Here is a 24,985-nt window from a genome sequence, read left to right as displayed (position 1 = left end):
TTCATTTTAAAAAGAAGAATCTTGTGAAGGTTCTTCTTTTTATATATTAGAAAAGTAAATAATATTAGGAGGAAAAGGTAGTATGATGGATGTTCATTTTTATGATTGGGCTAAGAAACGTCCTAAAAAACATTATAATCGATTACACGAAATGAGAATTTTTGAATTGATTTTTTCAAAGAAATTAAGTGGGTTTAATCTTGGATTAGGAACTGTGGAAAATATTGATATATATTGTCTAGCCAATCCTAATAAAGATACTTCTTATGAATTATGTGAGGATTTGTGGGAGATTTGTATATTCGTTCCTTATGATTATATGCAATTTTTAAATCTGGAATCAGTTGAGGAGAAATATAAGCATTTTTGTGAGTTAGTTCACCTCTATGTCGTACCAGCTATTGAAAAATATTCAACACTATCAATAGAAATGATTAAAGAGTATGTGAATGAAGCGCTTCAAGAAATAGAGAAAGAGAATTACGAGATTGTATTCTTAGTGGATAAAACACCGAAGAAGAGCCCAAGCCGAAAGAAAACGGCTATATTAAAAGGAATTCATCGTTCTGAAGGATTTCAGCTAATGTGTGAAGTGTATAACGATAAAGGGCTAAGAGTGGTAAATAAATTACTCGTAGAAGAAGTAGGGAATGAAGTAGTCTACTCTAGATTTTTAGGTAAACTAAAATGGGAAAATGAGCACTTAATAGTAGTGAGCTCTAAGACAAGTAGTTGGATGGAAGAAGTACATGTCGAATAAGCTAATTAACGAAAAATGTGAATACAAAACACCATACGAATTGAAATTTTGTAAAATACAATAAAAAATGAGAATTTGAGGTAGGCTTGTCAATAACGCGAGACTATGGCAGTATAAAGAAATGCTATACAAATTTTATTTATCGAGATGTAAACGTCAATTTTGATTTTTACGTATAAATAATGAACGGAGGAAATGAATTTATGGCTACTTTACCAAATTGTCCAAAATGTAATTCAGAATACACGTATGAGGATGGCGTTCTTTTCGTATGTCCAGAATGTGCGCATGAGTGGGGCAAAGAAGCAGAAGCTGAAAGTAATGAAGGTGCAAAAGTTGTAAAAGATGCGAACGGAAACGTTCTTCAAGACGGTGATGCTGTTACTGTAATTAAAGATTTAAAAGTAAAAGGAACTTCTTCAGTTGTAAAGATTGGTACGAAAGTAAAGAGTATTCGTCTAGTTGAAGGAGATCACGATATTGATTGTAAAATCGACGGTTTCGGAGCTATGAAGTTAAAATCACAGTTCGTTAAGAAGGCGTAAGATTAGCAAAGAAAAAAGACGCTCTGTAAGTAACTTGCAGAGCGCCTTTTTTATGATTGGACTTCAACTTCTTTCAACTGACACCGCTTATTAAAGAACGTTTTATATCCAAGTTGCAAGAAGATAATAACAGAGAAAGCTGTACTTCCAGAAATACCAAGTATAATTGCGATTTGATATTGGATAGCTGTAAATGGTGATACACCGGATAAAATTTGTCCTGTCATCATGCCTGGAAGACTTATAATTCCCATTCCGACCATAGAATTGATTGTCGGTAAAATAGCAGAATCGAAAGCGTCCCGTATGAGCGGGGCAGCTGCTTGTTTTGGAGTTGCCCCAAGCATAAGTGCACCTTCAATATGGTCTCTTTGTGATTTCATGCTGCTTAAAAAGGTATTTGCCCCGAGGCAAATGCCTGTCATAGCATTACCGATTAGCATACCGGCAATAGGAACGATATACTGCGGAGCATACCAAGGATCGTGTCCGATAATAACAAAGATAAATAGTAGAAGAGGGCCAATTGATCCAGCAATCATGGAGAGGGCGGCTACTCGTTTTAATTCTTTTGACATTGGAATATTAATTCGTTTATAAATATTGAAAATCGCAAATGTAGTAATAGAAGTAATGAGAGCTATTGTATAAAACGGATTACTATTTTCAAATATGTATGTAAGGACATATGCGACTAGTACGAGCTGAATTGTCATACGTAATGTAGCAATTGTAATTTGTTTCTCACGCGGTATTCCTTTTAATTTCACAAGCCCGATTAAAATAAGAATGAAAATATATGCAGCTGCAAGTTGCCAAATTTGTAGTTCAATAACGCCCTTCAATTGAGAGCACTTCCTTTCTAGTTGCACCGTTTGTTTTACTAATTTCAATAATATCGTCTGCGATTTCTTCTGGAAGTTGTTGTGAGTGCGTGATGAAGATAACTGTTTTTTTCTTTTCTCTTGCCAATAGAGTGAATTGTTTCATAACGCGTCGTTCTGTGTCACTATCTAGTGCCGAAGTTGGTTCATCTAATAAATAGACGGGTGGGTCCATTAGTACAATACGAGCGAAAGCAAGTCTTTGTTTTTCACCGCCTGATAAAGAAGAGGCGCTATCTTCTAATTTTTTATCTAGGCTAACAGTCGTTAATGCGCCCCGCAGGGCATCGTCATTTGGAAATGGCTTTTCAGAAAGGCGCAGTCCCATTAATAAATTATCTTTAATTGTTCCATCAAAAATAGGTGGAGTTTGTCCGAGCATGACAACTTCACGTCGTAATTGAATGGGAGGATAATCTAAAATAGATTTTCCATTATATTCAATTGTTCCAGATGTTGGTGATTGTAAATCATTTAACATACGAAGTAATGTGCTTTTTCCACTACCACTCTCACCGATAATACAAGTTATTTTTTCTTGTTGAATTTGTAAATAAGGAATGTGTAGAATATTTTTATATTTGATGTCTTTTAATATAAACATAAATTGCTCCTTTCTGATTCTAGTTATATCGTATCAAAAAGAGAGAAAAATAGAAAAATAAAGTCTATTCAGAGGGAACATCTTTTTTCTTTTTTTGTAGGATTAGATCGTCTTGAGACGGAAGTTAGCTTCGTTAATAAGTTTAGCAAGCGATCTAAGTCTTGACTGAGAGAAATGACTTTATCGTGAGTAAATCCATACTTTTCAACGAGGTGGATTAATTCCCTCTTTTTCACTTCTATGCGATTATTTAGTTTTGTTAAGTTCATAAGTGAAATGAAATGCCTCCTATTATGTGTAGTACTTATAGCATAAAAAATAAGACCGAACGTATTCGGTCCTAAAGAAAATAATAAAATGAAATAACTATTACATATAGTATACACTTCCAATTATAGATTTTTATATTAAAATAAATAAATTTATGAAATTATATTGATAAAGTTATTTTTTTTAAATGAATAGAAAAAGGCTGTCTACATAGTAGACAGCCTTTAAAGTATTAACCGTTATGATATTTGTACATCCAAAGAAGACCGGATTTTAATAATCTCGGTACACGCCCCATTAATGGTTGGTTTGCTAGTAAACCAAATCCGTGTTTTTTGCCGAGAGAACCGAGAACACCTTTTAATTTTATAACCGGCAGTTCATCAGGAAGTGGCTCATTATTCCAACGTTTTAATAATATTTGGACAATTTGTTCTCCTTGACCTTCAGCAAGCTGAGCAGATGGTGCATGTGGAAGTGCTGCACAATCCCCGACAACATAAACATGCTCGTTATTTGGAATATTGTGATATTTTGTTAAAACAACCCGTCCGCTACCATCTTGTTCAACTGGAAGGTTTCGAACAACTTCATTTGCTTGAATACCAGCGGTCCATACGATTGCATCACACTCAAGTGGCTCATCGTGGTTGTATACAATGTTTGGTTCCACTTTTGTAATGTTAGAGTTACGTATAATGTTAACTTTATGTTTTACAAACCATTCTTCTACGTATCTACTTAATTTTTCAGGATACGGGAATAAAATTCTATCTTTTCGATCAAATAAATAGATTTTTAAATCTGAACGGCTTTCGCGAAGTTCACTTGCCACTTCAACGCCGCTTAAACCAGCCCCAACGACAGCTACTGTTGCATTTGGTTCTAAGCTATTTAATTGTTCATATGTCTTACGTGTTTGCTCAATTGACTGTAGGCTATGTGTATATTCCTTCGCCCCGGGAACGTTATGATATTTATCTTCACAGCCAAGCCCAATAATTAAATCATCATATTGAATCGTTTCACCGCCATCGAGATGAACGGCTTTCGTTTCGAGGTCAATATTTGTTACTGTGCCGTATTGAATATTGAGACGTGGGTGCTCAGGAAACGGTATACGAATATGCGTTTCTGAAATTGTACCCGCAACTAATGCATAATATTCAGTTTTGAAGCAATGATATGGTACTTTGTCGATTAATGTCACTTGTACATCATCTGGAAGTTGGTTGTTTGGAAGTAGCCGCTGCAGAATTCTCATTCCACCGTAGCCGCCACCTAGTAGTACGAGGTGTTTCATGATGGATTACCCCTTTTCTGTTGAAATATCCCCTAATCATACAATTTTATATTAATAAAATATTTCGACTTTACTCAATCAAATTATATCGAATTTGTGAACAAATAACAATGCATGAATGAATACTCTGTTGTACAATAAGAAGAAAAGTAAAGTAAACTGTTTTCATTTGCTAGTTACTATTTCATTATGAATAGCATGTTACATAGAAACAGTCATCTACTTTGAAGTGAAGTAATGAAGTAACTAAATAGTTTAGAATATGTAACGAAAACAACAAGAAACAGCTTAGTTTTCTTCTTATAGATGAAGTCAGAAGGTAATTTTTTTGTAGTACAGGGGGGAGAATTTTGATTAAACCATTAATTGAATTTTGTGTAGGTAACCTTGCGAGTGGTTCACAAGCAGCTTTAGAGAAATTAGAAAAAGATCCGAATTTAGATGTAATGGAGTATGGTTGTTTAGGATATTGTGGTATTTGTTTTGAAGGACCATTTGCCCTTGTGAATGGTGAAGTAGTACAAGGTGCGACAGTAGAAGAACTTGTTAATAATGTATATGAGTATTTGGATGAAAATCCAATGTTTTAAGGTGTTGCGAATCGGCAACACCTTTTTCATTAGATAAAACGTTATTTCGCAGGGTAGGATAATACGGAATATAAATAAAAAAAGGCCCTTTTAGAAGGGCTTTTTTCTTACACGATTTGTGTAAGAATGACTTATCGCCAAAATGTTGTCAAATATGAGAAACGGGGGACATTCATATTGTGTTCTAAAAGCATGCATTTTATACTTGAAATAATAAATTATTTTTGGAGTGAATAAAAATGAGCCAATTTTCTTTTACAAAAATGCATGGTCTTGGCAATAGTTATATATATGTAAATATGTTTGAGGAACAAATTAGGGAAGAAGAGTTAGCTCTTGTAGCGGAAAAGGTTTCAAATATTAATACTGGTATTGGTGCAGATGGAATGATTTTAATTTGTCCTTCTGATGTGGCACCAGTAAAAATGCGCATGTTTAATAACGATGGTTCAGAAGGGAAGAGCTGTGGAAATGGTTTACGCTGCGTAGCGAAATATGCGTATGAGCATAAACTAGTAGAAGATACAGTTTTCACAATTGAAACGTTAGCTGGTATCGTTACGGCAGAAGTAACGGTAGAAGATGACAAAGTTACATTAGCGAAAATAGACATGGGAGCACCTCGTTTAACACGCGAAGAGATACCGATGCTTGGTGAAGGAGAAACACCATTTATTCGTGAAAACTTCTTATACAATAATCACCGTTACGCATTTACAGCTGTTTCAATGGGGAATCCACATGCGGTTATCTTTGTTGATGATGTAGAAAAAGCGCCTCTTACAACGTTAGGGCCAGTTCTTGAGACGCATGAAATGTTCCCGGAGCGAGTGAATGTTGAGTTCATCGAGATTTTGAATGATGAAGAAATGAATTTCCGTGTTTGGGAACGTGGATCTGGTGTAACGCAAGCTTGCGGGACAGGAGCATGCGCAGCTGTAGTTGCGGCAATTCTCAATGGAAAAATGGAACGTAGTAAAGAAATTACAGTTCACTTAGCAGGTGGCGATTTAATGATTGCATGGACAGAAGAAGGAAATGTGTTAATGAAAGGACCTGCGGAAGTAATTTGCCGCGGAGTGTATGAGTACAAGATAGAAGCGTAAAGATGTATAATAGAACGAGAACAGAAAGGATGGTGTATTTCATGATTGAAGTAACAGAGCAAGCAGCTTTTCAAATTAAAGATATGTTAAAAGATGCTGAAGATGGAGAGAAGTACGTGCGCCTTGCTGTACACGGCGGCGGATGTAGCGGTCTTTCTTACGGCTTAGGATTTGAAGTAGAACCAAAAGAAGACGACACAGTTCTTGAATTTTTCGGTGTTGAATTTGTTATCGATAAAGAAAGTGCTCCGATTGTTAAAGGAGTAAAAGTTGATTATAAACAATCGATGCTTGGCGGCGGATTCACAATCGACAATCCAAACGCAATTGCATCGTGTGGATGCGGATCATCTTTCCGTACAGCGTCGAATGCTGGTAAGCCAGAAGAGTGCTAAGTTTTTGGCCGAAATAGAAAAAGACCTTTTTAGCGATGGAATAAAATCGTTAAGGAGGTCTTTTATTTTGCTTTAATCGTTCTCTTTCTTACAAGTATAATTGAAGGATAGAAAGAGGAGGAGATATATGCTGGAAGATATTTTTGAATTTGTATTGAAGTACGTTATAGGTTCTATTTTTAGATGTATAAGATACCTTGTGATAAATATTATAATAGAATGCATAATAGAAGGTGTAATAAACGGTATAGGGAAATTACTTGATAAAATCCGTGATAAGTGGCGAAACTGGCGTGAAAGACGTTATTGGCGGTAATAGGTACATAGAAAAATTGGCAGTAAAGAGATAGAGAAGAAAAAACCTTACGGAAGATGAATTATAAAATTCATTTCCCTTAAGGTTTTTTCTTTTGACATTTTGTATACAAAGGGGGAGAGATGGATCTCATCATCGCGGGCCGAAAACATTTCGCCGCGGGAGAGCGATTGCCTTTTTAGAAATGATGAATTTAAAGCGTGCTACGATTAAGCAACAGTTAAGTGAGCCAGAATTCCAGTCCATTCAGCAAATTTTAATCGGGGAATTAAAGGCAATTGATATGGTTATTAATGAATTTACACAACTATTTGAAATACATGAGAGTGAAACGGAAGAAGCGCCTATGTTAGATGAGAAGGCAGATCTAGAGAAAGGGACTACACCTGATGAAACAAATTAATCGTTATATTGATTCTGTATTTTGTGGTCAAGATGTTCTTTTGGATGAAGTGATTGCTTCCATAAAAGAAAACGAAATGCCGCCGATATCGGTATCACCTTCTTCGGGTAAACTTTTAACGATGTTAGTTTCCATTTCTGGAGCGAAAGATATTTTAGAAATAGGTGCATTAGGTGGGGATAGCGGAATTTGTCTTGCGAAAGGTTTTGGAGAAGAAGGCACGTTAACTTCACTTGAGCTAGAAGAGAAATATGCAAAGGTAGCGCACAGCAATTTACATAAAGCGGGATTTGGAAAACAAGTGTCGTATATGACTGGTGCTGCTTTACAAAGTCTTGAAAAATTAGCCACAGGTAATAAGCGATTTGATTTCTTCTTTATCGACGCTGATAAGGAGAATTATGAAAATTACTTAACATACTGCATCCGACTTGCTAAGCCAGGCGCATTAATTGTTACAGATAATGTTTTAGCTGCTGGTAGTGTAGCTGATGAAAGTGTGAAATCAAAACGTTATACAGAAGTTATGAAGAAGTTTAATGAAGTGGTAGCAACTCATCCGAATTTAGAATCTGTACTCATTCCAATTGGTGACGGGATGACGGTTTCTAAAGTGAAGCAATAATTATTATCTTACAAAAGTGTAATGTTCATGTCATGTTTTTGAATTTCTTCTTTAAGCTCTGGGCTTTAAGATAAGAATATAAGAAAAAACATATGAGGTGAAGGAAATGAAAAGATACATTGCACTATTTAGTATTTTAGTTGTATTTGCAAGTTTGTTAGTTGGTTGTGATATTAACCGTATGGGTAAAGACGAGTATTACGTTCAAATTACAGTAGATGGAAAAGAGTATAATGGTAAGTCTAGTAATGGTGAACCATATAAAGATTATCAATATAAGTTACCTGCATTTGATAAAGAAGGTAAAGAAAAAGAGTTAGAATTTACAGCTGTGAAAAATCTTCGTAAAGAAGCATTCTTACGCTTATACCACTCAGATAAAAAAGGTGTAACAGCTTGGGAAGAAGTGAAAAAAGACGAACTTCCAGCGAAAGTGAAAGAAAAATTAGGTGCGAAATAAGACAGAAAAAAGGAATTGACGAACAGGGTCAATTCCTTTTTGTATTTTCAAACTCCTCTTCTGAAATGACTTTAAATCCGTGTCTTTTAAATAAAGCAGTTGTTACCCCGTAACCAGTTTGCTTATTGCCGTTAAATTCTCCGGTGTAAATCGTAGAACTACCACAAGATGGACTACGTTCTTTTAAAATAATATATTCTGGGTGTAAATCTTTTATTTGTTCTAGAGCTTTATAAGCACCACTCACGAAAGATTCTGTGACATCTTCACCGTCTTTTGTCATTACCTTTGCTTTTCCATCTAAAACGTCATCGCCATTCCCACCAATAATTTCAGCAGAAGGGCGTGGTGTAGGTAAACCACCTAATACTTCGGGACAAACAAGGATAGTATCTTCCCTCTGTAATAACTCTTCTATTTTTGAAACGAGATTATCCTTACCGTCATAACGGCAAGCAATACCACCTAAACAAGCGCTAATTATAATCATATTGTCATCTCCACTAAAAAAATATTAAATATCACGCCAATTTCTCTTCCTGCTCTTTACCTATAAGTGAGGTGATAAAAATGGGAAGCTTATATAATTTAATGAAACCATACAGTGAATTTCGAAGTAAAGAAGAGTTTAATACGTATCAAAAACAAGTTTTGAAGTGCTATCGATTTCAATTGAATAAAACGGATGCTATCATTATTCATTTTTTAGGAAAGTATGCAGTGAATGAGAAACAGAAAACAGTGGGAGTTGCGTGTCCATTGATGGAGACGATTGCTACAAATGTTGGAAAAAGTATTCGTACAGTACGCCGCTCAATTGCAAAGTTAGAGGAACTAGGAATTATAAAGCGTGTTGCGACAAAAGAAAGATATAAGCGCGGGGGATATAGTGCAAACTTATATGTATTTCTTAGATCTGCAATTGACCGCATGGATGACCGTATGAAAATGTCCGCATGTGAAAGTGATGATTGTGCAGATGGCTGTAGTGGAAACGAGCAAAAAAATGAGCGGGAAACAATTCTTTCTAAAAACATTCCACAAATAAAAGAGAAAAGTAACGTAACGTATGAGCTTGATGAAACCTATTGTCGTCACGATATACCGAAGCCATTTATATACGCACTGGTGCCGATGACGAGTAATCCGAAAAAGATTAATATATTTTGGAGTAAGGTGGAACTTGCTTATAAAAAGAGTGGATTACTAGAGCAAGGTGTTTTATTAGAGCAAATATTAGCTGACGAAGAAGTGTATGGAAATTTAATTTGGCGCGTGAAAAGTGTTGTGAGAGCGTATAAATATGGGGAAATTCGTAAAGACGTTAGGGCACTTTTGTATAGTACAGTCCGAGATTTATTTTTAGAGGTTGGATTAGAATGGGGAGCAGCTTTGAGAAGGAGTAAGGGAATACCGTTATTTGATCCGTTTAAAAAGGAGCCATGCGTATAATACATGACTCCAAGTAGCTAATCAAACTTTCTTACAACTGGAACACGAATCGCGACAAATAGTACGAAGACGATAACAGCAATCGCACCGCTTTTCATAATCGTTACAATTGGAATGCCTGCCCAAAGTGCAATCGATGTAAATGCATAAGAGAGCGGAATGAACCCCATCGATGAAAGCATGAGTAAACTCATAACGCGGCCCATCATTTCTTCTTTTACTGTGGATTGAATCATTGCCATAAGTGGAACGATTGCCATCGCGATTGTAATACCGTAAAACATTCCAGCTAATAATGCTTGCCAAAGTACAGTGCTAAAGTTGATGGATAGGAAGAATACACCAGAAAGTAGCATCATGATAATACAAAATAAACCACGTCTGCGGTTAATATTTTTTAATCCGACAATGACAGCTCCTATCGCCATCCCGCCGCCAACAGCCGCTTCTAAGTAACTAAACTGCAGTGAGTCACCGTGCAGAACGTTTTTGACGAAGAGCGGGAAGCCAACTTGCATCGGACCGATTAAAAATAAATTTAAAAAGGCGCTACATAATAGGAAAGTTGAAAGAAACGGTGATTCTTTTACATATGAAATTCCCTCTTTAATAGAAGTAAACATGCCTTTGTCTGTTTCATTTTTTTCGGGTACTGTAAATTGTATTTTTTGAACGAGTATGGCAGCGATAATGAGTAGCAGAATTGTAATTGAAAAAATTGTTTCATAGTTCGTAAATTTAATGAGAATACCGCCAAGTACAGGTCCTAAAATGACAGATGCTTGGTTTGTCATTTGAGTAAGTGAATTTGCTTGTGTTAAGCGGCTTTTTTCTACAAGTTCAGGCAGAATAGAGCCGTCTGCTGACCAGAAAAAAGCGTCAGCAAGTCCGAAGAACAAAGCGAACAAAGCAAATGTATATAGTGTTACATCACCGACGATGAACCAAGTGAGAATTGTTGCGACAAGAATAGCACGAATAATATTTGAGTAAAACATAATGTTTTTTTTCGGGAATTTATCAGCTAATGCTCCGCCAATAATCATAAAAATGAGCCTTGGAACACTAAGAGCCACGAAAACAATACCGAGTGAAGCCTCAAGGTTTAATGTTTTTGCTATGTACCATGTTTGTGAAAAAGTAAAAAAGGCTAAAGCGAAACTTGAAAAGAGAGTAGCTGCCCAAAGAAAAAGGAAGTTTGTATTTTTTAATAACGGTTTTCCGCTTCCTTCTAAAGCAGATTTATGTTGTTGTAGTTCCTCCATATTGCTTCCTTTCTATGTACCAAATTTAGACTAAAAAACCTATTAACAATCGTTTTATCCCGCGTTAACGGGCAGTAAAACTCCCACCTCAAAATTCGGCTCGAGCAAAGAAGTTAGGTGGGAGACCAACTGCTCGTAAACGTCCGATTGGTGAGGGCTGATACTCAGTGGGGGATGAACAAAACCCCCACTGAGTATAGTTTCACTTTATACAGTTTCTAATATTTCTATACTGCACTTTCTCATTGTAGACAATAATGTTGGATTTGCACAGTGGCTATTTAACGACAAAAAAAGATGCCGAAGGGCACCTTTTTTAAGCTAAAGCAATATAAATATCCAATTGTACGTTATTTGGATCCGTTGCTTTTTCATCATACAGTTCGAAATCTGTTGTAAAAGCACGTTTGTTTTCTTTCGACCATTGCCAAATATATTCCCAAGCCTCGCACACGACTTCAGACACAGGGCCTTTTCTCGTTGTAAATACCGCATATGTCGCGGCAGGTATTGTTAAAGTTGTCATATTTTCAGGAACGTCTTCTAATGAAGAAACGGGCATACCGATTGTAAATTGATATGTACCAGTTTCATCTGATTCGTAGTTTGAGTAGAAAGCGAATGTTTCTTTTGTTTGTTGATTTGGGATGTGATGCATGATTTGTTCTTGGAAGTAGCGATTCCAAAGTTTTGGAATTTCTCCTTCAGTAGATGCCTCTTTTTCGTTTGTCGTCGTAATCGAAACGCCGATTGCTTGGAAAGCTTCTTTTGTTACTATGATTGGTTCTTTCATTAATAAAACCTCCCTTTATTGGACGAAACATACGTTCTGTTTTATTGTAACATATTTTGGAAGGTAGTAGTGTTTTTTATTAAGTTGAAATGTATTTTATTTAGGAAAAGGAGGAATTTCGATTAGGAATCTCTAAATGAAAAGAACTCCTTTCATGTAAAAGGAGTTCTTTTCATTTCTATATTAAAACATACTTGAGCTATGCATTGGTTGGAGTTTTGCGTTTGGATCGAAGTAAGCTTTTGCATTGTTTACTGCTGTCGGTGCTTCACCAAAGCCGCAAGCGATGAGTTTTACTTTTCCTTCATATGTACAAATGTCACCGGCAGCATAAATGCCAGGAATATTTGTTTCCATTTTTGAATTCACGAGGATGCTGTTTTTTTGAATGTTTAAGCCCCAGTTTTTAATTGGGCCAAGAGAAGAAACGAAGCCGTAGTTTACGATTACGTCATCAACATCGATGATAATTTTTTCTTCAGTTTTTACGTGCTGAAGAACGACTTGTTCAATCGTGTCATCACCAATGAGTTCTACTGGAACGTACGGTGTGCTTACTTCTGCACGAGAATTTATTAAGCTTTCGACGCTATGTTCATGCGCACGGAATTTATCACGGCGATGAACGATTGTAACTTTGTCTGCAATTGGTTCTAACATCATCGTCCAGTCTACTGCTGAGTCACCGCCGCCGAATACCACGACACGTTTTCCAGCAAATTTATTCATATCATCAACGAAATAATGTAAGTTTTTCTTTTCATATTTTGCTGTGCCTTCTAATTCTAAGCGGCGTGGTTGGAAAGCACCATTACCAGCAGTAATAATGACAGATTTAGAGTAATGAGTTTGTTTATTTGTAACAAGTTTAAATATACCGTCAGCTTGTTTTTCAAGAGTATCAACAGCTTCTTCTAAGCAAACGGTTGGATCAAACTTCTTCATTTGCTCTTTTAAGTTATCAACTAACTCTTGTGCGCGTACTTTTGGAAATCCAGCTACATCATAAATATATTTTTCAGGGTAGAGTGCGGATAATTGCCCTCCAAGTTGAGGTAAGCTTTCAATGATTTTTACACTTGCTTGTCTCATACCGCCATAAAATGCGGTGAACAGTCCTGTTGGACCACCACCAATAATTGTTATGTCGTAAACTTTTTGATTTTCTGCCACTTTCATTCCCCCTATAGATGATGGAATTTTGATATTGATTTCATATATTGTTCATATGTACACGAAAATCCTGCAAATGATGACACTTTCAAATAAATGATAGCATATTTGAGTTTATAATACTTCTGAAAACGACTGAATTATGTGTAAGTTTTCGCATGGATGCTTTTTTAATTGTATAAAATAGATGGAAAGGAAAATACATGAAAAAAAGGCTGAAAAACCCTTGAAAACGCTATGTTATTTTAAAATATTGATAATTCGCTAGGTGCTTGAATTCTGGAATAAAACCGACTAATATAGGGAAGTATTATGTTAAATTTCTATGACAAATTTCGTACGATTTTTTGAATGCGTGTTGTTATGATATAGAATGTGATAAATTCCACATTCTTGACAAATAGAGTTTTTAGTACTTGGTATTATTTTTCATTACTATTATATAAAGAAAAGGGTTGTGATTTGGTGAAGACTCCAAAAATCGTAGTTTTAGGTGCAGGTTATGGCGGGATGATTACGACTGTTCGTCTGCAAAAAGCATTATCTGTAAATGAAGCTGAAATTACGTTAGTAAACAACAACAGCTATCACTACCAAGCGACTTGGTTACATGAGAGCGCAGCTGGTACATTACAAGATGAAAAAATCTGTCTAGATATTCAAGACGTTATCGATACAAATAAAGTGAACTTTGTACAAGATACAGTAGTAGAAATTAAAGCTGCTGAAAAACGCATTATCTTAAAAGACGGCGAGTTAGAGTATGACTACTTAGTAATCGGTCTTGGTTTCGAATCAGAAACATTCGGAATTACAGGATTAAAAGAGCATGCATTCTCAATCGCTAACATTAATGCAACTCGTCAAATTCGTGAGCATATGGAAGCTAGTTTCGCTAAATATGCAACTGAACAACGCGATGAGTTAGTAACAATCGTTGTTGGTGGTGCTGGATTTACTGGTATCGAATACGTAGGTGAGCTTGCAAACCGTGTTCCTGAACTTTGCAAACAGTACAATGTACCACGTGAAAAAGCACGTATTATCTGCGTTGAAGCTGCTCCAACAGCACTTCCAGGTTTTGATCCAGCATTAGTAGAATACGCTGTAAAACAACTTGAGAAAAAAGGCGTAGAATTCCGCATCGGTACAGCAATTAAAGAAGGAACTGAAGAAGGTATTATCGTTGCAAATGGTGATGATACTGAATTAATTAAGTCTGAAACAGTAGTTTGGGCTGCAGGTGTTCGTGGTAACGGTATTGTGGAAGAGTCTGGCTTTGAAGCAATGCGCGGACGTGTAAAAGTTGATGAGTACATGCACGCTCCAGGATACGAAGATGTATTCATGGTTGGTGACGCAGCGTTAATCATTAACGAAGAAATTAACCGTCCATACCCACCAACAGCACAAATCGCAATTCAACAAGGTTACAACATTGCACACAACTTAACTGTGTTAGTTCGTGGCAAAGGCGAAATGAAAACATTCGCATTCGACAATAAAGGATCTGTATGTTCTTTAGGTCATGACGATGCAATGGGCGTTGTTATGGGCAAAAAGTTAACAGGTTGGAAAGCTTCCTTCATGAAGAAAGTTATTGATAACCGTTACCTATTCTTATTAGGTGGACCTTTATTAGTTCTTAAAAAAGGTAAATTGAAGTTATTTTAATATATAGTGGAGAAAAGCAGATACGGCTATGAGCTGTTTCTGCTTTTTTTTGTATAATACACGTTTTCGAAGAAAGAAAATGCAGATTCGTGAGGCCCCTGTTTCGTTTTCTTCATACTTCCATTCTATATAGTTATTTAACAAATAATTGTCATTTATCAGATACAGAAATAGACATACAAAAACGCCATTCTTTCTTATGATCATACAGAAAGAATAGCGTATTTTTTCATTTTAGGGGATTTTGTTCAACTGGAAAAAATGAGAAAAATATGAAAGCATCTTTCGCTAGATAACCACCTTTACACTGATTTCGCCAGCGCTCTACTGAATATCAAGTTCACTGCAATCACGATGACTGCACCGATAAGGGTTGCAAATACACGGTCGAACAGAATGATAGACTGGAACGGCTTGCCGGCTTCCATGATCAAAATAATGAGCGGAATCATGGTTGCAGAGTATACAAGGTAATTTCGAACCTTTAGAAGAGGTCGAACACTTGCGAATAGACCGATACTTATAACTAATCCCCAAATTGGTAGACTAGTTGCGAGAAGCAAGCTCGCAACAATCACGCCGATTATTGTACCAAGCACTCGTTGTGTTGTTTTGATTGGAAAGAATTCTATTTTCCGCTGAGTAAGGATCGCTACGGTAATTGCAATCCAATAGAAGTGGTGCTCGGGCCAAAGTATTCGTAATCCCTCAGCAATAACTAGACATAATGCGAGCCTGATTGGGAATTGCCAACTGGATAGGTGTGCAAGAGAATTCCACCATAGAATGATTTTTTTCGATGTTGGCCCTTTCATAGCTCCATCCAGCGATGATTTAAAACAGCGGTGTACCCAGATGCCTAGTACCAAGCTGATACTGATGGTCCAAATCGCTCCTGCTAAGATTGAAAAAATTAGTGCCATCGGGTACTCCGTCTGGTCTAACATATTGAGGATGATGATCAGGAATATGACAAAGCGTGTTGTTGCCACGGCCAAAGCCCGACTATATCCGCCAATTAACGTAGCAAGGATTACCAGCAGGGTCAAGACTCCGAATGTCAGGTAGCCTTGTCCGAAAGAGAGACCAGCAGCAATTGCAGCGAGTGCTACTGATATGAGCGCTGACGCCAACTTTTCCCCGTGATTTATAAAACTTGAACCGACTTTCACGCTACTGACTGCCAAACTTCCGACCGATGCAGCAAAACCAAGAGCGGGATAGCCTAGAAATGTGGCGAACAGAACAGGTCCGGCCATACCTATGCCAGCGGAAATGAGTTCTACTATTTCTACCTTGGACTCCTTAGACCAAGAAAACAGTTGAGCCCTATATGCCTTTATATTCATCTATAGCACCTCTTCCGACCCAAAGAGTAGGGCACAGTTTAATAATATGCTTTTTCTTTAATCCATGGACATGTGGTGATACCTATGTCCATCAGGCTGATATTTTGAAGTATCCCCAAAATGAAAATTTTATCTTTCCAGAGTTATTTATAATAATTCGGCTCATTTTTTTCGATATAGGGAAATGCCAATTTTTTAAGTTGGTGGCAATGGGGCATTATTCTAAGAAAGGAAAAGTCACAGTGTACTTAAAAATATAGTATAATATATAAAAAAGAAAGAATATTCTGTTCTCTCTAATAGAGGAGGTTGCATCATGGGGAAGCGCGGGAAAGTATGGTTAGCTGTTAGTGGCCTAGTAGCCACAAAAGATGGCAGGTGGCTATTCGTTAAGAAGAAATACAGTGGATTAAAGGGGAAATGGTCTTTGCCGGCTGGTTTTGTAAATGAAGGTGAGACGGTTGATGAAGCTGTGAAACGTGAAGTGTTAGAAGAGACAGGTATTGTCGCTCATGTGAAGGGAATTATTGGCGTTCGATCGGGCGTGATTCGCAATGAAATTAGTGATAATATGATTATTTTCCTTTTGGAACCTGAAGGGGAAAATATTATTGTACAGGAGAAGGAATTGTCTGAAGTAGCGTTTCTACATCCAGATACGATTGCAGACGATCCAAATACGTCTGTACTTATTAAATATTTGTTAGAAAGAAAATCAGAATTTCATCTTGAAATGGACAAAACATTAAATCCAGGAGAGCAATTTGGTTATACGGCTTATCACGTATTTACGGCGCATGAGAAGGAGAGGGAGAAAGAGTGAGTATACCGGTACTACTTATTTCAATGATGTTATTTTTTATTTTGTTTTTTGGAATTGGATTTTTACTCAACATGATATTGCGAGCGACATGGGTAATGGTTATTGTGTATCCGATTGTTTGTATGCTTATTATTAATAAGGCGAGTGTGTGGGATTATTTTTCAAAGCCAAAAGAAACATTTTCTTCATTTGGGACAAGTGTATCGCATTTAGGACAAGCAGATATGTTTATTCTATCTACTGGGTTAGTAGGTGCTGCTTTAGCAGGAATCGTAATTAAGAAACTTCGGAAAAGCGGATATCAAATGTTTTAATCTCCAATTCATTTGGAGATTATTTTTTTTGCATATTCCTTCATTGTATAGGGAATGATTAACGATGAAGGAGTGTGGAATATAAAAATGTTAAAACGATATTGTATTCGCATTATGATGACTTGTTTACTTGTATCCGCATTATGCGTAACATGGAATGCTTTCACAGGAGTTTCTTTATTAGAGATTGTAAAGAAATATGAGGGAACGAGTGCAAAAGAAGTACATGCAGCAGAAGTTAAGAGAAATGTTGCTCCGAGTAAAGAAGTGATAAATGCTTTAGAGCAGGCAAACGACTGGTCTAAATATCGTTCAATTGAAATGACTGCAACTGGTTATACGTCAGGAGTGGAGTCAACTGGTAAGAGTCCAGGACATCCAGAGTATGGTATTACATATTCAGGTGTTAAAGCGAAAAGGGATTTATATTCTACAATTGCTGCGGATTTACGTGTATTCCCGATTGGAACGATTCTATTCGTGCCAGATTACGGATATGGGGTTGTCGCTGATAAGGGCGGTGCTATAAAAGGAAATCGTCTCGATTTATATTATGATACGGTGAAAGATGTTTATAGCCAATGGGGTAAGAAAAAAGTAAATGTATATGTAGTTAAGGTAGGAAATGGTAAGTTTACAGAAGAAGAGTTAACGATGTTAAATGAAGACGAAACGATGCAAGTGTTTCGTGGCCAATATTTAAAGCAAAGATAGTCTAGTGGTAATAACGCTAGACTTTTTTATTTTATAATAGAAGAAATGGCAGAAAGATGGATTATAAAGGATGTAACAGAAGTTAGAATTGTCGCATTTTATCGAAAATAAAGTTATAATAAAGGTAGAGTAGAGAAATTTAGGGGGTCTGAACATGTTTCAAGTACAAAAAGAATTAGCAAGCCATGAAGCGGTGATTGTTGCCTTATTTGAAGAAGAACAAACGAGTAGTTTTGTACAAGAACTGGACAAAGCGTTTGAAGGACAATTACAAGTTTTACTAGAAGAGAAAGAACTTTCTACTAAGAAGAAAGCTATTTCAAAAGTACATAGTTTAGGGAAAACAAATGTGAAACGTTATTATTTCGTTGGTTTAGGAAAGAAAGAATCTTATACGACGGAAACATTACGTGCGGCTCTTGGTAAGGCGTTTAAAACACTACAGGCAGCCAAAGTACAAGATGCAGCAATCTTACTTGATTCTTTCGTAACAGAGAAGTTAGACGCGATTGATGTTGCCCATATTGCAGCAGAAGTACAAGGTCTTGGTACATATGAATTACAAACGTATAAATCAGATAAAAAGGAACGTGTAGAGCTAGAGAAGTTCACGGCTATTACAGCAGAAGATGCACAAGAAATTGAAGCTGCATTAACAGTAGGATACGTACATGGACGTGCAACAAATTCAGCTCGTACACTTGTAAATATGCCGCCAAACGTATTAACAGCGACAAAACTTGCTGAGTATGCGGTTGAATTAGCGGAAAAATACGATATGGACTATAAAGTTCTTGAGAAAGAAGAAATGGAAGACCTTGGTATGGGAGCGCTACTTGCAGTAAACCAAGGTAGTACAGAGCCACCAAAAATGATCGTTCTTATTTATAAAGGAAAAGAAGAGTGGACAGATGTAATTGGATTCGTTGGAAAAGGGATTACATACGATACAGGCGGCTACTCTTTAAAACCACGTGAAGGTATGGTCGGCATGAAAGGCGATATGGGCGGTGCTGCTGCTGTTTTAGGTGCGATGGAAATTATTGGTGAACTTCGCCCAGAGCAAAATGTTATCGCTGTAATTCCATCAACGGATAACGTTGTAAGTGGTACTGCATTCAAGCCAGATGATGTGATTACATCTATGAGCGGAAAAACAATCGAAGTATTAAATACAGATGCAGAAGGTCGTCTAGCGTTAGCTGACGGTATTACGTATGCGAAGAAGCTTGGTGCAAATTACTTAGTTGATGTTGCAACATTAACAGGTGGTGTAATTGTTGCACTTGGAAATCATACAACAGGTGCGATGACAAATAATGAAGAGTTGTTTGAACAAGTATTAGAAGCATCAATGGAAACGGATGAGCCAATTTGGCAATTACCGATTTTCGAGCGCGATAAAGAACGTGTCAAAAACAGTAAATTTGCTGATTTAAATAACTCACCAGGTCGTGAAGGACATGCGGTTATGGCTGGGACATTCCTAGGTGAATTCGCTGAAGACACACCATGGGTACACTTAGATATCGCTGGAACATCTGAAACAACAGGAGCGCATGATTTAGGCCCATCTGGAGCGACAGGTGCAATGGTTCGTACACTTGCAACACTTGTTGAACGTTTTGGAGAAGAATAATTTTTGAAAAAGGCTGTCTCAAATTTTTTTGAGGCAGCCTTTTATTATTGACATGGTACGATTATTGTCAATTTTTTCGGTAAGTCGATATCATTCATTTATTATTGTACTGTTCAAAAAAAGTGTTACATAGTGAAAGATGCGCCTTATAAAGAAATCGTATATAACGTACCATTTAAAGCGAATGAAGTACGACCTGTTTCTTCAGAGACAACTAATATAAGTGCATCACTTTTTTCTGATAAGCCAATTGCTGCCCTGTGACGTGTTCCTAGCTCAGAATCAATATCTGTACTTTTCGTTAACGGAAGAATATTAGCAGCTGAGACAATATGATTATTTTTCACGAGAATGGCTCCATCATGAAGAGGGTTACCTGGATAAAAAATTGATTCAAGTAACGGTGCGGTTAAATGAGCATTTAATGTTGTACCAGTTTGAATGAAAGATTCGAGTGTCTCGTTTCGCTCTACAACGATTAGGGCACCGTGCTTTCGGGCGCTTAAATGTTGGACAGCTCTTGTGATAAACTGTGAGCTTTCCGTATAAGGTGATAAATAAGCCTGAATATAGTATGTAGCTGCCAATGTTTGTACATTTGCTAACATGTGATGAATATCTTCCATTTTGCATAAAATACATTCATCTTCTTTATCAATTGCTTGTCTCATAATTGATAATTCTTTTTCAGCAATTTCAATCATTTGTTTTGTTTGTATTTTGAGCTCTTCTGACAAGCCCCATTCTTGCATAATCCTCATTCCCTTTGGTGGAGTATTTAACCATAGTGTACACAAAAATTTATAGTAAAATCCTGCTAGATTTTAAAAAATATTGAGATGCAGGTTGTTTTTTTCATATAATGAAGGTATGACAGGCGAGAGGAGATGGAAGTATGAATTGGAAACAAGAATTTAGTCGCTGGCTTTCATATGCAGAATTAGACGCAGAATTAAAAGAACAGCTAGAAAACATGAAGCAAGATGAGAAGAAAATCGAGGATAGCTTTTATAAAAATCTAGAGTTCGGCACAGGTGGTATGCGTGGTGAACTTGGTGCTGGTACGAACCGTTTAAATGTATATACAGTTCGTAAAGCAACAAAAGGATTAGCTATGTTTATTGAAAAATTAGGTGTAGAAGCGAAAAAACGCGGTGTAGTTGTCGCGTATGATTCTCGTCATAAATCACCTGAATTCGCAATGGAAGTAGCTGCTACGCTTGGTGCACACGGTATTACAACATATGTATTTGAAAGCTTACGTCCAACACCAGTGCTTTCTTTCGCAGTTCGTCATTTACATACAGCAAGTGGAATCGTTCTTACGGCAAGCCATAATCCGCCCGAATATAACGGTTATAAAGTATATGGTGAAGATGGTGGCCAGTTGCCTCCAAAGGAAGCTGATGAGTTAATTAGCTACGTAAATGCAGTAGAAAATGAATTAACAGTTGAAGTTGCTGATGTTGAGCAATTAAAAGCTGACGGTTTATTACATATAATTGGACAAGAAGTAGATGATGCATATGCGGCAGAATTGAACAATGTCATTATTAATAAAGAGATGGTGAAAGAAGTAGGAAAAGATTTAAAAATCGTCTTTACACCATTACATGGAACATCAAACATTTCGGTACGCCGTGGTTTAGAAGAAGTTGGATTTACAGATGTAACAGTTGTAAAAGAGCAAGAGTTACCAGATCCGAACTTCTCTACAGTAAAATCACCAAACCCAGAAGAGCATGCAGCGTTTGAGTATGCAATTCGCGACGGTGAAAAAGTAGGCGCAGACGTGTTAATCGCAACAGATCCTGATGCAGACCGTCTAGGTGTAGCAGTTCGCAATCACGATGGTGAGTTCCAAGTGTTAACTGGTAACCAAACAGGTGCGTTAATGCTTGATTACTTATTATCACAAAAGAAAGTAAACGGAACGCTTCCAGAAAACGGTGTTGTTTTAAAAACAATCGTAACGTCTGAAATTGGCCGTACAATCGCAAAAGCATACGGTTTAGATACAGTTGATACGTTAACTGGATTTAAATTTATCGGTGAGAAAATTAAACAGTATGAAGAAAGCGGACAATATGAATTCCAATTCGGTTATGAGGAAAGCTACGGTTATTTAATCCGTCCATTCTGCCGTGATAAAGATGCGGTGCAATCTGTTCTATTTGCATGTGAAGTAGCTGCGTACTACAAATCACAAGGTAAAACGTTATATGATGGTCTGTTAGAAGTATTTAAGAAGTATGGGTTCTTCCGTGAGGACCTTGTATCGTTAACGTTAAAAGGAAAAGACGGTGCCGAACAGATTCAAAAGATGATGGCAACATTCCGCGGGAATCCTCCGAAAGAAGTAGCGGGTTTAACAGTCGTTGCAGTTGAGGATTATAAGGAAAGCATCATTACAACGTTACAAGATGGAAATAAGGAAGAGATTCACTTACCGAAATCAAATGTGTTAAAATATCAATTAGAAGATGGTTCTTGGTTCTGCTTACGTCCATCTGGAACAGAGCCGAAAATTAAATTCTACTTTGGTGTACAAGATGATTCCTTACAAAATAGTGAACAAAAGTTACTTACTATTAAAGAAGATATTATGAATCGTTTATAATAGAATAGAGTGCTACTGATAGGAAAAGAGGAGAAGGGAGAACGGCCTCCTCTTTTCTTATAGTTTTGTTTGATGTAGAGGATTATTACGAGCGAGTGTTATAAATTTGCACTTTACTAAGAGAATTAGAATGAAAAGTGAGGGTATTTGTCATGAAAAAAGTGAGAAAAGCAATTATCCCGGCAGCGGGATTAGGAACACGCTTTTTACCAGCAACGAAAGCAATGCCAAAAGAAATGCTTCCAATTGTAGATAAACCAACAATTCAATACATCGTAGAAGAAGCAGTAAAATCAGGCATCGAAGATATTATTATCGTTACTGGTAAAGGAAAGCGCTCTATCGAAGATCATTTTGATAACGCATTTGAATTAGAGCAAAACTTATTAGAGAAGAAAAAGTATGAGTTACTTGAAAAAGTACAAGCTTCTTCTAAAATGGTAGATATCCATTACATTCGTCAAAAAGAACCAAAAGGATTAGGACATGCTGTTTGGTGCGCGCGTAAATTCATTGGTGATGAGCCGTTTGCAGTATTATTAGGCGATGATATCGTTCAAGCTGAAAAACCATGTTTACGTCAATTAATGGACGAGTATGACAAAACACTTTCTTCTGTTATTGGTGTACAAACTGTTCCTGAAGCAGAAACACATCGCTACGGAATTATTGATCCGTTAGAGCAAGAGGGACGTCGTTATCAAGTTCGTAATTTCGTTGAAAAACCAGCGCAAGGTACTGCGCCTTCAAACTTAGCGATTATGGGACGTTACATTTTAACTCCTGAAATCTTTATGTTCTTGGAACAGCAACAAGTTGGAGCAGGTGGCGAAATTCAGTTAACGGATGCAATTCAAAGCTTAAATGAAATTCAACGTGTATTTGCATATGATTTCGAAGGAAAGCGTTATGACGTTGGTGAAAAATTAGGGTTTGTTCAAACAACAATTGAAATGGCATTGCAACACGAAGAATTACGTGATGATATGATAGTAATGATGAAGAAAATTTTAGACGAGCAAATGAAGCAAGAGTCTTAATATAATAAAAAAGGAGCTGTTCCTATAGGAACAGCTCCTTTTTTATTATGAAATCGTCGAATGAGAATGCTGATAAGCCGAGCGACGTACAGCATAGTATATGCGAGGTGCGATAATAGCGCCGATAATTGTAAATGTAATATCTTTTACTGCGAACCACATCATAATCATCCAAGCAGCTTTATAGCTCATATTACCACCCATGAAAATATTGACTGCTCCGTACATGTAAGTAGTACCGATAATATACGTTAAAATGATTCCGGCGAAAGAAGCAATTGCAAAGGTGCTGAATGTTGGGCGTTCTTTTTGTTCTACTATTTTTCCTGATACGTAAGCAACGATAATAAATGCGATAATAAAACCACCAGTAGGATCTAAAAGTGCTCCAAATCCAGCTTTGAAGTTAGCGAAGATTGGCGCACCTGCTACTCCAACAAGCATGTAAACAGTCATTGATAATGCGCCAAGTCTACTTCCAAGAAGAAGCCCTGCTAAAATTGCGAAAAATGGTTGCATAGATAATGGAACGCCCGCTATTTGTAAGAATGGTGCCCAAGATACAATATTTGCACCAATAGCCATAAGAGCGACGAACATGGCAGCTAATGCTAAATCTAAAACATGAAATCTTCTCATAATGTTAACCTCCTGTTGTTTTTAGGTTAACATTATCGTAGCGAAAATATTTACTTGTTGTCAATCAAAATATTTTGATAAGAAGGCTTTAAATAGTCTCTTAGCAACGTATATGGAATACGAAATTGCGGGATTCCGCTTGAATAAGGAGCAATTTCATATAATGGAAAATAAATAACGAGATTATCGGGCTCTAAAAAGTAGTGAAACTTTTTCGCGCTCGTTACTTTTTCGACTGCATCAGGAAAATAAATGCTTTCATTTTGTTTAATTTGCCCTACAATCTCTGTGCGAATTATTTCTTTATATTTATCCTCTTGTTGGAATAGGTCGTCTAAGTGTAATAATTTTCTCTCATTCAAATCAAATGTATGTGCCTTCCACGTATAAAGACCGTGTGCTCCGCCTGTATATTGATAGTAATTCACATATAGACTTAGGAAAGGTAGTTTGTTTAAAGCTACTTTATAGTCAACATTTGCAACGTATGGATGGAAAGGTGTACTAGATCCTTCTGTTTCTTTATAATATTTCTTTGCTTCTTTTTCTAATTTACTTTTAAATTTGGAAGTAGAGTTTTTGTAATAGGAATTCAGCTTATTTTGAAATTTCGAGTCAGAAAAGTTGTGAAAGGAAGGCCTATTAATTTGATATTCTATATAAGGTTTCTTACCTTTTTGCGTTACAGTCTGAACATCGATTGTCAGGTTAGATGCTTTGGCTGCTAGTGCACAATTTGGTACAATAGTGAGCAAGGAGAACATAAGCAGTAGTATACAAAATTTCTGTTTCATTTAGGTGAAACCTCCTTATATAAGTGTTATAGGTAGTTTGAAAGTAAATAGGTAAAAATATACATTTAATTAAAAGTGAGGAAAAGGGGGAAACGATATGTCAAAAACTTTAATGGATTCACTTGGAATTGAGTTGTTAGAGATGACAGAAGATAAGGTGGTTGCTACGATGCCTGTTGATGAGCGCACGCACCAGCCATTTGGATTTTTACACGGTGGTGCATCTGTTGCATTAGCAGAAACGGTAGCAAGTGTTGGATCATATAATTTAATTGATCAAGAGAAATGTATTTGCTTCGGTCTAGAGATTAATGCAAATCATATTCGCTCAAAGAAAGATGGAATCGTAACAGCAATCGGGACACCGATACATAGAGGAAATTCAACGATGGTTTGGGATATTCGTATCATTGATGAAAATGATGATTTAATATG

Annotated in this window: 30 protein-coding genes; 18 read left to right on the top strand and 12 right to left on the bottom strand. The window is 36.7% G+C overall.

Annotation, left to right across the window (positions count from 1 at the left end):
* Nucleotides 1-82: 82 nt before the first annotated feature.
* Together BAU27_RS11115 and phnA are read left to right on the top strand one after the other, a co-directional pair.
* Nucleotides 83-760, top strand: coding sequence for a hypothetical protein (locus tag BAU27_RS11115; RefSeq protein WP_071770908.1), 678 nt, complete (start codon nucleotides 83-85; stop codon nucleotides 758-760).
* A gap of 203 nt (nucleotides 761-963) precedes the next feature.
* The gene (gene phnA, locus BAU27_RS11110) at nucleotides 964-1,305 is read left to right on the top strand and encodes an alkylphosphonate utilization operon protein PhnA (protein WP_000212734.1); all 342 of its coding nucleotides are present in this window, start codon (nucleotides 964-966) and stop codon (nucleotides 1,303-1,305) included.
* A gap of 50 nt (nucleotides 1,306-1,355) precedes the next feature.
* On the opposite strand, the gene BAU27_RS11105 is transcribed toward phnA, so the two are convergent.
* The 4 genes from BAU27_RS11105 to BAU27_RS11090 form a co-directional block, all read right to left on the bottom strand.
* A complete protein-coding gene (locus tag BAU27_RS11105) occupies nucleotides 1,356-2,150 on the bottom strand; it encodes an ABC transporter permease (RefSeq protein WP_071770907.1) in 795 nt (264 codons plus the stop codon).
* The gene (locus BAU27_RS11100; protein WP_071748218.1) at nucleotides 2,134-2,793 is read right to left on the bottom strand and encodes an ABC transporter ATP-binding protein; all 660 of its coding nucleotides are present in this window, start codon (nucleotides 2,791-2,793) and stop codon (nucleotides 2,134-2,136) included. Before BAU27_RS11100 ends, BAU27_RS11105 begins: the two co-directional genes overlap by 17 nt.
* 68 nt (nucleotides 2,794-2,861) lie before the next feature.
* Entirely contained in the window at nucleotides 2,862-3,062 is a 201-nt protein-coding gene (locus tag BAU27_RS11095) for an aspartyl-phosphate phosphatase Spo0E family protein (protein ID WP_071748219.1), read from the bottom strand.
* 233 nt (nucleotides 3,063-3,295) lie between these two features.
* Nucleotides 3,296-4,366, bottom strand: a complete 1,071-nt coding sequence (locus tag BAU27_RS11090; RefSeq protein WP_071743931.1) for an NAD(P)/FAD-dependent oxidoreductase — start codon at nucleotides 4,364-4,366, stop codon at nucleotides 3,296-3,298.
* Nucleotides 4,367-4,716: 350 nt separating this feature from the next.
* Between BAU27_RS11090 and BAU27_RS11085 the strand changes: the two genes are divergently transcribed.
* The 7 genes from BAU27_RS11085 to BAU27_RS11055 all read left to right on the top strand — a co-directional run bounded on the left by BAU27_RS11085 (nucleotide 4,717) and on the right by BAU27_RS11055 (nucleotide 8,261).
* Complete coding sequence (locus BAU27_RS11085) at nucleotides 4,717-4,956, top strand: YuzB family protein (protein WP_000595026.1); 240 nt, start codon at nucleotides 4,717-4,719, stop codon at nucleotides 4,954-4,956.
* A 239-nt stretch (nucleotides 4,957-5,195) separates the two neighbouring features.
* Nucleotides 5,196-6,062, top strand: coding sequence for a diaminopimelate epimerase (gene dapF, locus BAU27_RS11080; protein ID WP_071743932.1), 867 nt, complete (start codon nucleotides 5,196-5,198; stop codon nucleotides 6,060-6,062).
* A gap of 41 nt (nucleotides 6,063-6,103) precedes the next feature.
* Nucleotides 6,104-6,457 carry a HesB/IscA family protein gene (locus BAU27_RS11075; RefSeq protein WP_000573823.1) on the top strand — a complete coding sequence of 118 codons (354 nt, stop codon included), beginning with the start codon at nucleotides 6,104-6,106 and terminating at the stop codon, nucleotides 6,455-6,457.
* Nucleotides 6,458-6,584: 127 nt separating this feature from the next.
* Entirely contained in the window at nucleotides 6,585-6,773 is a 189-nt protein-coding gene (locus tag BAU27_RS11070; RefSeq protein WP_071743933.1) for a hypothetical protein, read from the top strand.
* A 94-nt stretch (nucleotides 6,774-6,867) separates the two neighbouring features.
* Complete coding sequence (locus BAU27_RS11065; RefSeq protein ID WP_071770906.1) at nucleotides 6,868-7,176, top strand: hypothetical protein; 309 nt, start codon at nucleotides 6,868-6,870, stop codon at nucleotides 7,174-7,176.
* Nucleotides 7,163-7,801, top strand: a complete 639-nt coding sequence (locus tag BAU27_RS11060) for an O-methyltransferase (protein ID WP_071770905.1) — start codon at nucleotides 7,163-7,165, stop codon at nucleotides 7,799-7,801. The genes BAU27_RS11065 and BAU27_RS11060 overlap by 14 nt, the downstream gene beginning before the upstream one ends.
* A 106-nt stretch (nucleotides 7,802-7,907) precedes the next feature.
* Nucleotides 7,908-8,261, top strand: a complete 354-nt coding sequence (locus BAU27_RS11055; RefSeq protein ID WP_071770904.1) for a YxeA family protein — start codon at nucleotides 7,908-7,910, stop codon at nucleotides 8,259-8,261.
* Between the two features lie 28 nt (nucleotides 8,262-8,289).
* On the opposite strand, the gene BAU27_RS11050 is transcribed toward BAU27_RS11055, so the two are convergent.
* Nucleotides 8,290-8,751, bottom strand: a complete 462-nt coding sequence (locus tag BAU27_RS11050) for a 2-thiouracil desulfurase family protein (RefSeq protein ID WP_071770903.1) — start codon at nucleotides 8,749-8,751, stop codon at nucleotides 8,290-8,292.
* 80 nt (nucleotides 8,752-8,831) lie between these two features.
* Between BAU27_RS11050 and BAU27_RS11045 the strand changes: the two genes are divergently transcribed.
* Nucleotides 8,832-9,713 (top strand): helix-turn-helix domain-containing protein, encoded by an 882-nt coding sequence (locus BAU27_RS11045; RefSeq protein ID WP_071770902.1) that lies wholly within the window; start codon nucleotides 8,832-8,834, stop codon nucleotides 9,711-9,713.
* A 17-nt stretch (nucleotides 9,714-9,730) separates the two neighbouring features.
* Here the strand turns inward: BAU27_RS11045 and BAU27_RS11040 are convergent, their stop codons facing one another.
* From BAU27_RS11040 to BAU27_RS11030, 3 genes are all read right to left on the bottom strand, one after another.
* Nucleotides 9,731-10,978: an MFS transporter gene (locus tag BAU27_RS11040; protein ID WP_071770901.1), complete on the bottom strand. Its 1,248-nt coding sequence runs from the start codon at nucleotides 10,976-10,978 to the stop codon at nucleotides 9,731-9,733.
* Nucleotides 10,979-11,294: 316 nt separating this feature from the next.
* The gene (locus tag BAU27_RS11035) at nucleotides 11,295-11,771 is read right to left on the bottom strand and encodes a GyrI-like domain-containing protein (RefSeq protein ID WP_071743940.1); all 477 of its coding nucleotides are present in this window, start codon (nucleotides 11,769-11,771) and stop codon (nucleotides 11,295-11,297) included.
* Nucleotides 11,772-11,954: 183 nt separating this feature from the next.
* The gene (locus BAU27_RS11030; RefSeq protein WP_071770900.1) at nucleotides 11,955-12,944 is read right to left on the bottom strand and encodes an NAD(P)/FAD-dependent oxidoreductase; all 990 of its coding nucleotides are present in this window, start codon (nucleotides 12,942-12,944) and stop codon (nucleotides 11,955-11,957) included.
* Between the two features lie 465 nt (nucleotides 12,945-13,409).
* On the opposite strand from BAU27_RS11030, the gene BAU27_RS11025 reads away from it, so the two are divergent.
* On the top strand, nucleotides 13,410-14,618 hold the full coding sequence (locus BAU27_RS11025) for an NAD(P)/FAD-dependent oxidoreductase (RefSeq protein WP_071770899.1): 1,209 nt from the start codon (nucleotides 13,410-13,412) through the stop codon (nucleotides 14,616-14,618).
* A 302-nt stretch (nucleotides 14,619-14,920) separates the two neighbouring features.
* Here the strand turns inward: BAU27_RS11025 and BAU27_RS11020 are convergent, their stop codons facing one another.
* Nucleotides 14,921-15,967 carry an FUSC family protein gene (locus BAU27_RS11020; RefSeq protein ID WP_071770898.1) on the bottom strand — a complete coding sequence of 349 codons (1,047 nt, stop codon included), beginning with the start codon at nucleotides 15,965-15,967 and terminating at the stop codon, nucleotides 14,921-14,923.
* A 316-nt stretch (nucleotides 15,968-16,283) separates the two neighbouring features.
* Here BAU27_RS11020 and BAU27_RS11015 point away from each other — a divergent pair, with 316 nt between their 5' ends.
* The 4 genes from BAU27_RS11015 to pepA all read left to right on the top strand — a co-directional run bounded on the left by BAU27_RS11015 (nucleotide 16,284) and on the right by pepA (nucleotide 19,457).
* Nucleotides 16,284-16,790 carry an NUDIX hydrolase gene (locus tag BAU27_RS11015; protein WP_071743944.1) on the top strand — a complete coding sequence of 169 codons (507 nt, stop codon included), beginning with the start codon at nucleotides 16,284-16,286 and terminating at the stop codon, nucleotides 16,788-16,790.
* Complete coding sequence (locus BAU27_RS11010) at nucleotides 16,787-17,104, top strand: YuiB family protein (protein WP_000027018.1); 318 nt, start codon at nucleotides 16,787-16,789, stop codon at nucleotides 17,102-17,104. The genes BAU27_RS11015 and BAU27_RS11010 overlap by 4 nt, the downstream gene beginning before the upstream one ends.
* 87 nt (nucleotides 17,105-17,191) lie before the next feature.
* The gene (locus BAU27_RS11005; protein WP_002156546.1) at nucleotides 17,192-17,818 is read left to right on the top strand and encodes a 3D domain-containing protein; all 627 of its coding nucleotides are present in this window, start codon (nucleotides 17,192-17,194) and stop codon (nucleotides 17,816-17,818) included.
* Between the two features lie 154 nt (nucleotides 17,819-17,972).
* Nucleotides 17,973-19,457, top strand: a complete 1,485-nt coding sequence (pepA, locus tag BAU27_RS11000; protein ID WP_071770897.1) for a cytosol aminopeptidase — start codon at nucleotides 17,973-17,975, stop codon at nucleotides 19,455-19,457.
* A 146-nt stretch (nucleotides 19,458-19,603) separates the two neighbouring features.
* Here pepA and cdaS read toward each other — a convergent pair whose 3' ends face one another.
* Entirely contained in the window at nucleotides 19,604-20,209 is a 606-nt protein-coding gene (cdaS, locus tag BAU27_RS10995) for a sporulation-specific diadenylate cyclase CdaS (protein ID WP_071770896.1), read from the bottom strand.
* Nucleotides 20,210-20,352: 143 nt separating this feature from the next.
* On the opposite strand from cdaS, the gene BAU27_RS10990 reads away from it, so the two are divergent.
* Nucleotides 20,353-22,077 (top strand): phospho-sugar mutase, encoded by a 1,725-nt coding sequence (locus BAU27_RS10990; RefSeq protein WP_071770895.1) that lies wholly within the window; start codon nucleotides 20,353-20,355, stop codon nucleotides 22,075-22,077.
* Between the two features lie 152 nt (nucleotides 22,078-22,229).
* Nucleotides 22,230-23,117 carry a UTP--glucose-1-phosphate uridylyltransferase GalU gene (galU, locus tag BAU27_RS10985; RefSeq protein WP_071743948.1) on the top strand — a complete coding sequence of 296 codons (888 nt, stop codon included), beginning with the start codon at nucleotides 22,230-22,232 and terminating at the stop codon, nucleotides 23,115-23,117.
* Nucleotides 23,118-23,162: 45 nt separating this feature from the next.
* On the opposite strand, the gene BAU27_RS10980 is transcribed toward galU, so the two are convergent.
* Nucleotides 23,163-23,756 carry a biotin transporter BioY gene (locus tag BAU27_RS10980; RefSeq protein WP_071770894.1) on the bottom strand — a complete coding sequence of 198 codons (594 nt, stop codon included), beginning with the start codon at nucleotides 23,754-23,756 and terminating at the stop codon, nucleotides 23,163-23,165.
* A gap of 50 nt (nucleotides 23,757-23,806) precedes the next feature.
* Nucleotides 23,807-24,550: a DUF3298 and DUF4163 domain-containing protein gene (locus tag BAU27_RS10975; RefSeq protein ID WP_071770893.1), complete on the bottom strand. Its 744-nt coding sequence runs from the start codon at nucleotides 24,548-24,550 to the stop codon at nucleotides 23,807-23,809.
* A gap of 97 nt (nucleotides 24,551-24,647) precedes the next feature.
* Between BAU27_RS10975 and BAU27_RS10970 the strand changes: the two genes are divergently transcribed.
* On the top strand, nucleotides 24,648-24,985 hold a 338-nt coding region (locus BAU27_RS10970), incomplete at its 3' end, for a hotdog fold thioesterase (protein ID WP_071770892.1).

Origin of the sequence: Bacillus sp. NH11B, from assembly GCF_001884205.1 — a bacterium.
Classification (GTDB): Bacteria; Bacillota; Bacilli; order Bacillales; family Bacillaceae_G; genus Bacillus_A; species Bacillus_A proteolyticus.
The sequence above is the reverse complement of the archived record's forward strand: the minus strand, read 5'-3'. Positions and strand labels throughout refer to the sequence as shown.

Excerpts from the sequence above, each read along its gene's own strand:
- BAU27_RS10980 (WP_071770894.1), bottom strand. The coding sequence starts at position 23,756 with ATGAGAAGATTTCATGTTTTAGATTTAGCATTAGCTGCCATGTTCGTC.
- BAU27_RS10990 (WP_071770895.1), top strand. The coding sequence starts at position 20,353 with ATGAATTGGAAACAAGAATTTAGTCGCTGGCTTTCATATGCAGAATTA.
- BAU27_RS11035 (WP_071743940.1), bottom strand. The coding sequence starts at position 11,771 with ATGAAAGAACCAATCATAGTAACAAAAGAAGCTTTCCAAGCAATCGGC.
- cdaS (WP_071770896.1), bottom strand. The coding sequence starts at position 20,209 with ATGCAAGAATGGGGCTTGTCAGAAGAGCTCAAAATACAAACAAAACAA.
- galU (WP_071743948.1), top strand. The coding sequence starts at position 22,230 with ATGAAAAAAGTGAGAAAAGCAATTATCCCGGCAGCGGGATTAGGAACA.
- BAU27_RS11060 (WP_071770905.1), top strand. The coding sequence starts at position 7,163 with ATGAAACAAATTAATCGTTATATTGATTCTGTATTTTGTGGTCAAGAT.
- BAU27_RS11100 (WP_071748218.1), bottom strand. The coding sequence starts at position 2,793 with ATGTTTATATTAAAAGACATCAAATATAAAAATATTCTACACATTCCT.
- BAU27_RS11070 (WP_071743933.1), top strand. The coding sequence starts at position 6,585 with ATGCTGGAAGATATTTTTGAATTTGTATTGAAGTACGTTATAGGTTCT.
- BAU27_RS11040 (WP_071770901.1), bottom strand. The coding sequence starts at position 10,978 with ATGGAGGAACTACAACAACATAAATCTGCTTTAGAAGGAAGCGGAAAA.
- BAU27_RS11055 (WP_071770904.1), top strand. The coding sequence starts at position 7,908 with ATGAAAAGATACATTGCACTATTTAGTATTTTAGTTGTATTTGCAAGT.
- BAU27_RS11045 (WP_071770902.1), top strand. The coding sequence starts at position 8,832 with ATGGGAAGCTTATATAATTTAATGAAACCATACAGTGAATTTCGAAGT.
- BAU27_RS11020 (WP_071770898.1), bottom strand. The coding sequence starts at position 15,967 with ATGAATATAAAGGCATATAGGGCTCAACTGTTTTCTTGGTCTAAGGAG.
- BAU27_RS11015 (WP_071743944.1), top strand. The coding sequence starts at position 16,284 with ATGGGGAAGCGCGGGAAAGTATGGTTAGCTGTTAGTGGCCTAGTAGCC.
- BAU27_RS11075 (WP_000573823.1), top strand. The coding sequence starts at position 6,104 with ATGATTGAAGTAACAGAGCAAGCAGCTTTTCAAATTAAAGATATGTTA.
- BAU27_RS11095 (WP_071748219.1), bottom strand. The coding sequence starts at position 3,062 with ATGAACTTAACAAAACTAAATAATCGCATAGAAGTGAAAAAGAGGGAA.
- BAU27_RS11115 (WP_071770908.1), top strand. The coding sequence starts at position 83 with ATGATGGATGTTCATTTTTATGATTGGGCTAAGAAACGTCCTAAAAAA.
- BAU27_RS11090 (WP_071743931.1), bottom strand. The coding sequence starts at position 4,366 with ATGAAACACCTCGTACTACTAGGTGGCGGCTACGGTGGAATGAGAATT.
- BAU27_RS10975 (WP_071770893.1), bottom strand. The coding sequence starts at position 24,550 with ATGAAACAGAAATTTTGTATACTACTGCTTATGTTCTCCTTGCTCACT.
- BAU27_RS11050 (WP_071770903.1), bottom strand. The coding sequence starts at position 8,751 with ATGATTATAATTAGCGCTTGTTTAGGTGGTATTGCTTGCCGTTATGAC.
- phnA (WP_000212734.1), top strand. The coding sequence starts at position 964 with ATGGCTACTTTACCAAATTGTCCAAAATGTAATTCAGAATACACGTAT.
- dapF (WP_071743932.1), top strand. The coding sequence starts at position 5,196 with ATGAGCCAATTTTCTTTTACAAAAATGCATGGTCTTGGCAATAGTTAT.
- BAU27_RS11005 (WP_002156546.1), top strand. The coding sequence starts at position 17,192 with ATGTTAAAACGATATTGTATTCGCATTATGATGACTTGTTTACTTGTA.
- pepA (WP_071770897.1), top strand. The coding sequence starts at position 17,973 with ATGTTTCAAGTACAAAAAGAATTAGCAAGCCATGAAGCGGTGATTGTT.